The organism is Planifilum fimeticola (genome assembly GCF_003001905.1).
Classification (GTDB): Bacteria; Bacillota; Bacilli; order Thermoactinomycetales; family DSM-44946; genus Planifilum; species Planifilum fimeticola.
On record NZ_PVNE01000050.1, the window covers coordinates 1 to 7,657 of the forward strand.

Below are 7,657 nucleotides of genomic sequence, written 5' to 3' on the forward strand. Positions count from 1 at the left end.
CAGGTGATCCTGCGGTACCAAATCTTCGATATTGACCAATTCAATACTGCCTTGCCGATGGGAGTGGGTTTGAAACATACCATCCCGTCCTTATCCTTTTTGTGTTATCTTCTGATTTCGACAAAAAAAGACTGCTGACCTGCTACCTTTGTCAGCAGTCTCACGCCTTCCGTACGACGGAAGGCCTTTTTAGTTTTCGTCTTTGTTTTCGAGGTGAACAATCCGATACACTTCCCGCTTGGGCAGGGAACGGTCCCGGGCGGCGGAGCGGATCGCCTCCTTTTTGGATTGACCCCGGCGGAGATACCACTCCACGTGCTCCTCGACAGTGAGGGAAGACCACCACTTTTCTTCGGAGTCACCGGCACGATCGGCAGAGTCCGCACCCGATATCACCATCGTGTACTCCCCGCGGGGAGGGTGTTCCGCCAAATGAGCGAGGATCTCGCTCACTTTCCCCCTCAACCATTCCTCGTGGGTTTTGGTCATCTCCCGGGCCAGGGCCATGCGGCGATCGCCCAGCACCCGACCGACCGACTCCAGGGTGGAGATCACTCGGTGGGGCGCTTCGTAACAGACCAATGCGGCCTCCGCCTCCTTCCACCGGGACAGTTCCCGCTCCCGGTCCTTGGGAACTCGGGGCAGAAAACCGAGGAACACGAAGGGTACGGGAGGGATCCCCGAGGCGACCAGGGCGGTGATGGCCGCATTGGGCCCCGGGACGGGGATGACCGGGATTCCGCGCTCCAGGGCTTCCCGGACCAATTCCGCGCCGGGATCGGAAATGGCCGGCATCCCCGCATCGCTCACCAGGGCGACGGAAGCGCCTTCAAGAAGCCGATCGATCAATTGCGGACCCCGGGATTTCCGGTTGTGCTCGTGATAACTGACCAGATTTTTTTTGGAAATGTCGAACCGTGTCAGCAGTTTCCGGGTATGCCGGGTATCTTCGGCGGCGATCACATCCGCTCGTTCCAGAATCTCCTTCGCCCGGGGACTCAAATCCTGGAGATGGCCGATCGGAGTTCCGACAACGTACAGAGCCCCCCCTTCCGCCGCGGCCTCAAAGCTCCGCTGCACCTGCATCTTCAGGTCCCCTTTCATCGACAAAGTAAAAAAGAACGCCGGTACTCCCAGCGCCTTCAATCCGCAGATGATTTGTTGAGAAATGCGAGGCAAAACAGGCAATCCCCCTCCGGCCGCATCTGGCCGTAGTGGACATTGCAGATGTGAAACCCTTCCTGGTACAGCTGCAGGAGGTGGTCCACCCCACCCTTAGCCCCCGTCTCCGGGGGAGAAACCTTTTTTTCCTCTTCCTCTCCGGGGATCGTTCCCTGCCCTTGGGAACGGTCCTTCCATTCCCGCAGGGACTGGTTTTCCATCTTCAGCCGCGTATTCTCTTCGATCAGTTCCACAATCTGCTGTTTCAACGCGCTCAGCTCTTCATATAGCTCGCCGATCCTCTCTTCCATCCGAACCACACGGTTCAACATTTCCTGCTTGTCCACGCCTCCACCTCAATCCCCAAAAAAGTTCAGGATTTCGCATGGATCTCTTCCACCGGATGTTCCACGGTGCGTCCCGAATCATTCAGCTGGACCTGCACCCTCCGTTCCAACAGATTCAGGACAACCACTTTTCCTTCACCCTCCGGGGTGCGGACCCGCGCTCCCAGATCGGGCATCCGGCGCTTGGCTTCCTCATAGAGTTCATTTTCGTATTTCAGACAGCACATCAACCGTCCGCACAGTCCGGAAATCTTTACTGGGTTGAGGGAAAGGTTCTGATCCTTGGCCATCTTGATTGAAACCGGTTCGAAGTCTCCGAGAAAAGAGGAACAGCAGAGGATCCGACCGCAGGGACCGATTCCGCCCAGCATCTTCGCTTCGTCCCGCACGCCGATCTGCCGGAGTTCGATCCGCGTCCGGAACACCGAGGCCAGGTCGCGGACCAGCTCCCGGAAATCAACCCGTCCGTCGGCGGTAAAATAGAAGATCACCTTGTTCCGGTCAAAGGTGTATTCCGCGTCGACCAGCTTCATTTCCAACCCGTGTTCCCGGATCTTTTCCCGGCAGATATCCAAGGCCTCCAGGGCGGCTTGACGGTTTCGCTCCAGCTGTTCGGCGTCTTCCGGTCCGGCGATGCGGATCACCTTCTTCAGAGGCAGGACGACCTCCTCCTCCGTGACATAACGGATCCCCGACACCACTTTTCCGTACTCGATCCCCCTCACGGTTTCAACGATGACGTGATCCCCCGGGCGTATGGGCAACCCGCAGGGGTCGAAATAATATATCTTACCCGCTTGTCGAAAGCGGACTCCGGTCACTGCGAACATGGAACGATCCCTCCTGAATGGCCAGCACCATCTGTTCGAATACGGCCTGGGGCTGCACCGGTCCGCTCAGCTGCCGCCGCGCTTGGATGACGCAATCCATCGCCTGCACCAGCCGGGACGGAGTCCACCCGGCGGACTGCCTTCTCAGCTCGGCATCCCAGCGGGTGAAGACCTCCCGCTCCGTCCGCCCCAGCATCCGATTCAACAGATCCCGAAGCCAAAGGAGCATCAGTTCGAGAACCGTTTCCAGCGTTTTCTTGCTCGGATTTCCTCTCATCCACTCGGTTTGCAGGGAGATCAGAGCATCCCCCCGGCCGGCAAGCACTTCTCCACTCCATTTTATCACTTGCTCACAAAGACGGGCAAACTCCTCCCCACCGGCCAAGCGACGGGCCGCTTCCCCGCCGTCGGCAAGATGGGCGGCGATCCGCGCCAGCGCCGGATCCATCCCTTCTCCGATCAGCCGCTGTTCGAGATGTTCCGGCAAAGGCTGAACGAAGCGAATTTGCTGACAGCGGGAACGGATCGTCGGAAGCACCGCATCCTCCCGGTCCGCGATCAGCACCGCAACCATCGGCGTCACCGGCTCTTCCAGAAATTTGAGCATGCTGTTGGCCGCTTCCACGGTCATCGTCTCCGCCTCTTCGATGATCACCACGCGGTGCTCCGCCTCTGCGGCGGCATAAGCAAATTCGCGCTGCAGGCGCCGCATCTGATCGATTTTGATCGAGGTCCCTTCCGGGGCGATCCGTACTACGTCGGGGTGATTTCCGTGCTCGATCCTGCGGCAGGTCTCGCAGCGGTCACAGGAATCGTCGCGAGGGCCCGAAGGGCAGTTGAGGGCTTTGGCCAATTGCAACGCCGCCTCGCGCTTTCCCGCTCCCGGGGGACCGGAAAAAAGGTAGGCGTGGGCCACCCGTTCCCGCTTCAGTCCCGCCCGGATCAGGCGCACCGCTTTTTCCTGCCCAAGGATGGCGTCGAAAGACATCTCCAAACCCTCCGCTCAAAAATGCTCAAACCGTTCCACCGACAGGACAAAGACGGTCGCTCCCCCGACCTGCACCTCCACCGGATAGGAACCGTCGCCCTCGTTGCCGCCGCCCATGTGAGGCGTCATCCAGCCCTTCCGAACCTGACTGTTTTTCCGGATGATTTCCAGAACCTTTTCCACCCGGTCATCGTCAACCCCGATCAGAAAGGTGGTGTTTCCCGCCCGCAGAAATCCTCCGGTACTGGCCAGTTTGGTCACCGGGATGTGTTCCCAAACCAGCGCCTGCGACAGGCGATTGCTGTCCCGATCCTGCACCACCGCGATGATCAGTTTCACGCTTCTCCCTCCCGGGATATTGGGATCAGCTTTTCCAAATCCCGCCTGAGAAGGTGGAACACCTCATCGGCGGGACGGCTGGCATCCACCACCAAAAAACGGTCCGGCTCGGCTTGAGCGAGGCGTAAAAAGCCCTGGCGAACCCGTTCGTGAAACTTTTTTCCCTTCCGTTCGATGCGATCAATCCCCCGCCCCCGGCTTTGCAGCCGGCGGATGCTCTCTTCCACCGGCACGTCCAACAGATACGTCCGATGCGGACGGAGGCCTCCCGTGGCCACCCGGTTCACCAGGCGAATCTCCTCCCGGTCCCAAGGAGCTCCGAATCCCTGGTATGCCAAGCTGGAATCCACAAACCGATCGCACAGAACCACCTCTCCGCGGCACAGGGCCGGGAGAATCACCTGTTCCACCAATTGGGCGCGGGAGGCCGCATACAGCAGAATCTCCGTCCTTACCGTCATGTCGGCGGCCCGGGGATCAAGCAGGATTTCCCGAACCCGATCGCCGATCGCCGTTCCTCCCGGTTCTCTCACAACGGTGCAAGGCACGCCGGCCCTCTCCAAAAAATCCCGGAGCAGGGCGATCTGCGTCGATTTCCCCCCGCCTTCCGGGCCCTCCAACGTAATCAAACAACCGTCCATTTCCCGATCCTCCAAATGCCGTCCGGCAAATCCATCACCAATGAGACTATCAATTTATTCTAACACGGAAACCCGGAGCGGAGAAACCGAGGAAATCCCCCGCACCCTTCCACCCGCATCCACCACCTGCCGCAAAAAGAGCGCCCTCTCCTCCGTCCAGCGCTCGCCGGGCAGGATGAGCGGGATCCCCGGGGGATAGGGAAGCACCATGTCGGCAGAGGGCCTCCCCACCGCCTCATCGAGGGGAACGGAGGTTCCGGACGTATCCATCCAACGGGTCAGGTCCTCCCCCACCCGCCACCGTTCAAATTCGGGATGAGGGAGCGGGGAGGCCGCCGGCATCCCGGAGAGCTGCTCGTCCAGTTCGTTCAAGAGCCGAACCAAACGCTCCTCCTCCCGGCCCGGACGCGCCAGGGAAAAGGTGAACAACACCCGGCGATGGTCGGCCAGTTCGGGAAAGCAATCCCGGCTCTCCAGCCATTCGGCCATCCGAAATCCGGAAGTTCCGGTCCCGGATTCCAGGGACAATTTGAGGGGATCCTGAGGAAGAGGTCCGACCGATTCCGACAGGCGGCGGAAGGCGCCGATCCGCTCCCGGATGCCCCTCAGGCCGGACAAGACGTCGTCCAGCCGCCTTCGTCCCTCCGTCGCCACCAGCCTCCTGGCCAGGTCGAGGGAGGCCATGAGGGGATAGGAGGGGCTGCTGGACTGGAGAATACGGAGCCAGCGGGTCAACCGCTCGCGACGGATCCGCTTCCCGCGAAGATGCAGCATGGAGGCCATGGTCATCGCCGGCAGCATCTTGTGGGTGGACTGAACCACCAGATCGGCGCCGGAACGGATCGCCGGGGGAGGAAGGTCCGGATGAAAGCCGAAATGCGCCCCATGGGCCTCATCCACGATCAGGGGGATCCCGCGGGCGTGGCAGAGGTCGGCGAAACGCCTGACGGGCTGAACCACTCCGTGGTAAGAAGGACTGGTCACCACCACCCCCTTGGCCTCGGGAAAATGCCCCAAAGCCTCCGCCAGGACCTCCGGATCGACCCCCTGATCCAAACCGCTTTTCTCATCCACCCGGGTACCCAGATAAACCGGACGCACTCCGGCTAGCATGCAGGCATGAAACACCGACTGATGGGAACTGCGCTGCACCAGCAGCACGTCTCCCGGACGGCAGCAGCTGAGAATCGCCGCCAGATTGCCCGCCGTGCTCCCCCCGACCAGAAAAAAGGTCTCATCGGCCCCGAAAGCCTCCGCCGCCAACGCCTGGGCCTCGGCGATCACGCCGGCAGGATCGTGCAGGTCGTCCAGGGGAGAAAGCTCCGTCAGGTCGATGGACAAAACGGAACTGAACAACCGCATTCCTTCGCCGTCGAACACCCTCCCCTGCTTGTGACCGGGTACGTGGAAATTGCCGGGATTCCGCTTCATATGTCGGAGAAGCGCCTCGTACAGTGGCGCTCGCCGCTGTCGATCCGCCTTCATGCATCAACACCTCTGGAAAAGAAAAAAGGGACCTTTCACGTCCCCGGGGTCGAGCCCTGCAAATTCAGCCAGATTCGGCTCAATTGCGTCACAAAAAAGGAATATTTTTTATCCTCCACCGGAGTGCGGACAATACTCCGCTCACAATCGTCGCAGATGAACTCATCCAAAATCGATATCCCCTCATGACGCGGTTGTTCGCATACAATGCAACAGACGGGGGAACTCTTTTCTATCAATCCATCGACCCACCTTTTCATAGTTTTTTCAACCATTGTTTCCTCGTTGGCGGTGGATCATACCCGATTTTCCCGTCCTTCCGATCATCCTGAAAGAGGAAAAAGGCGTCCGAACCCGAATCCAAGCCCTTTCGTCGGCGTTTTTCACTCTTTTTATACGAATACGGTTTGTTAGGTATAAGTATACCATCTTTTGTGCACAAAACTCCAGTTCACTTCCATCCGTCAACAGATGCTGGAACCCGGACGTAACCCTCACCCGGACCCATTTCAAAAGATTATTGTTTCCACAACAGCCACAAAGCGATGGGCCAGATAACCAGGATACCGGCCACACCCATAAACCCTCCGGTAACCGGCGAGGATGCGGAAACCAACACGGCCGCGGGGCCCGCCATCTGAGCGTTAAAGGTACCGTGTGCAAGAGATGGAATCCAAACACTTTGGGATGACAATTGAAGATGTCCCAGTATAACACCCACTCCTGTTATAAATGGAAACACGAGAAGCAATCCGGCCACCGGATGGCCGGGGTAGGCCTGCCCGACCAAAACCAGTGGAATGTACCACACGGACCAGAGCAAGCCGGAGAGGAGTAATGCTCTTCGACGGCCAAAAACGAGCAGCTGCGATAAAAGATACCCCCTCCAACCGATCTCCTCTCCCAAAGCACAAAAGGTCAACAACAATGGAACAACAGATAAAGAAAATAGCGCATAGACAAGTAAAACGGACACATCGGATGACAGACTTACAAACCCTTGTTCCCGAATGTTTTCCATCACATCAGACCATGAGGAAGCAAATGATCCCCATCCAAACATCCCTGTAACCCCAAACGCCGCAGATGGAAGTCCGATTCCCAAAATCCATCCCCAAAACAACCACTTCAGCGTCGGGCGTCGAAAACCGTAAAAGGTTCCCTCGCCCTGCCCGATGCGATGCATCAGCCAAGCGGAGACGGCCGGGGTCATTTGGCCGATCCATGCTGCCGTGGTTCGTGTCACGCCACCGGTCAACCAGCCGAATTGATGAGCGATGCACAACCACAGACTGAGCAAACCGACGGCAACAAACGTGATCATGATTCCCCTCTGAAGAGCCTTTTTTTGAAGCTGTTTCAGCTGCTTTGGGCATATTGGATTCTTTGGGTCTTGATGGATCATCCATCCCGCACTCCCTTCGACGAGAGGGTTACCCACACAACCATCCAGTAAATATGTGAACATTCCGGAAATAAAGCGTCTGACTAGAGTGTACCACAGGACGAGGAAAAACTAATATTCCTACATAAATCAAATGATACGTAGCGGGTGAATCCACTTCCTTCCGCCTTTGATTTTTTTCAACGCATGCATGATCGGGTCATTGACGCCCGAATTTGTTCCGTCGGCCGCGGTCCCTTTTTCATCTTCAACACGTTGTGGGGAGGAGGAAAAAACAACCCCGAATCCCTTCAACCAAGGCTTCGTGATATGTGCAAAAACACCAAAGACCCGGTCTGTTCAAACAGACCGGGTCTTTTATGAAGACCGCCTGGCAGCGTCCTACTCTCCCGGGGGCTCCCGCCCCAAGTACCATCGGCGCTGGAGGGCTTAACTTCCGTGTTCGGAATGGGAACGGGTGG

9 protein-coding genes and 1 rRNA gene are annotated in these 7,657 nt (G+C 58.2%); all 10 read right to left on the reverse strand.

The window, feature by feature from the left end; genetic code table 11:
• Nucleotides 1-189 precede the first annotated feature (189 nt).
• Nucleotides 190-1,179, reverse strand: coding sequence for a 16S rRNA (cytidine(1402)-2'-O)-methyltransferase (rsmI, locus tag CLV97_RS17275; RefSeq protein WP_342749812.1), 990 nt, complete (start codon nt 1,177-1,179; stop codon nt 190-192).
• Nucleotides 1,143-1,508, reverse strand: a complete 366-nt coding sequence (yabA, locus tag CLV97_RS17280) for a DNA replication initiation control protein YabA (RefSeq protein WP_106346772.1) — start codon at nt 1,506-1,508, stop codon at nt 1,143-1,145. Before yabA ends, rsmI begins: the two co-directional genes overlap by 37 nt.
• A 26-nt stretch (nt 1,509-1,534) precedes the next feature.
• Nucleotides 1,535-2,338, reverse strand: a complete 804-nt coding sequence (locus tag CLV97_RS17285) for a PSP1 domain-containing protein (protein ID WP_106346773.1) — start codon at nt 2,336-2,338, stop codon at nt 1,535-1,537.
• Complete coding sequence (gene holB, locus CLV97_RS17290) at nt 2,298-3,326, reverse strand: DNA polymerase III subunit delta' (protein ID WP_106346774.1); 1,029 nt, start codon at nt 3,324-3,326, stop codon at nt 2,298-2,300. The genes CLV97_RS17285 and holB overlap by 41 nt, the downstream gene beginning before the upstream one ends.
• Nucleotides 3,327-3,341: 15 nt before the next feature.
• Nucleotides 3,342-3,665, reverse strand: coding sequence for a cyclic-di-AMP receptor (locus CLV97_RS17295; RefSeq protein WP_106346775.1), 324 nt, complete (start codon nt 3,663-3,665; stop codon nt 3,342-3,344).
• On the reverse strand, nt 3,662-4,306 hold the full coding sequence (gene tmk, locus CLV97_RS17300) for a dTMP kinase (RefSeq protein WP_106346776.1): 645 nt from the start codon (nt 4,304-4,306) through the stop codon (nt 3,662-3,664). The genes CLV97_RS17295 and tmk overlap by 4 nt, the downstream gene beginning before the upstream one ends.
• 54 nt (nt 4,307-4,360) lie before the next feature.
• The gene (locus CLV97_RS17305) at nt 4,361-5,791 is read right to left on the reverse strand and encodes an aminotransferase class I/II-fold pyridoxal phosphate-dependent enzyme (RefSeq protein WP_106346777.1); all 1,431 of its coding nucleotides are present in this window, start codon (nt 5,789-5,791) and stop codon (nt 4,361-4,363) included.
• Nucleotides 5,792-5,826: 35 nt separating this feature from the next.
• Nucleotides 5,827-6,066: a sigma factor G inhibitor Gin gene (locus CLV97_RS17310; protein WP_342749813.1), complete on the reverse strand. Its 240-nt coding sequence runs from the start codon at nt 6,064-6,066 to the stop codon at nt 5,827-5,829.
• 242 nt (nt 6,067-6,308) lie between these two features.
• The gene (locus CLV97_RS17315) at nt 6,309-7,196 is read right to left on the reverse strand and encodes a CPBP family intramembrane glutamic endopeptidase (protein WP_170070604.1); all 888 of its coding nucleotides are present in this window, start codon (nt 7,194-7,196) and stop codon (nt 6,309-6,311) included.
• Between the two features lie 368 nt (nt 7,197-7,564).
• Nucleotides 7,565-7,657, reverse strand: a 5S ribosomal RNA gene (gene rrf, locus CLV97_RS17320); the annotation flags it as partial.

Coding starts and splice junctions, on each gene's coding strand:
- CLV97_RS17285 (WP_106346773.1), bottom strand. CDS start 2,338: ATGTTCGCAGTGACCGGAGTCCGCTTTCGACAAGCGGGTAAGATATAT.
- holB (WP_106346774.1), bottom strand. CDS start 3,326: ATGTCTTTCGACGCCATCCTTGGGCAGGAAAAAGCGGTGCGCCTGATC.
- tmk (WP_106346776.1), bottom strand. CDS start 4,306: ATGGACGGTTGTTTGATTACGTTGGAGGGCCCGGAAGGCGGGGGGAAA.
- CLV97_RS17305 (WP_106346777.1), bottom strand. CDS start 5,791: ATGAAGGCGGATCGACAGCGGCGAGCGCCACTGTACGAGGCGCTTCTC.
- CLV97_RS17310 (WP_342749813.1), bottom strand. CDS start 6,066: ATGGTTGAAAAAACTATGAAAAGGTGGGTCGATGGATTGATAGAAAAG.
- CLV97_RS17315 (WP_170070604.1), bottom strand. CDS start 7,196: ATGATCCATCAAGACCCAAAGAATCCAATATGCCCAAAGCAGCTGAAA.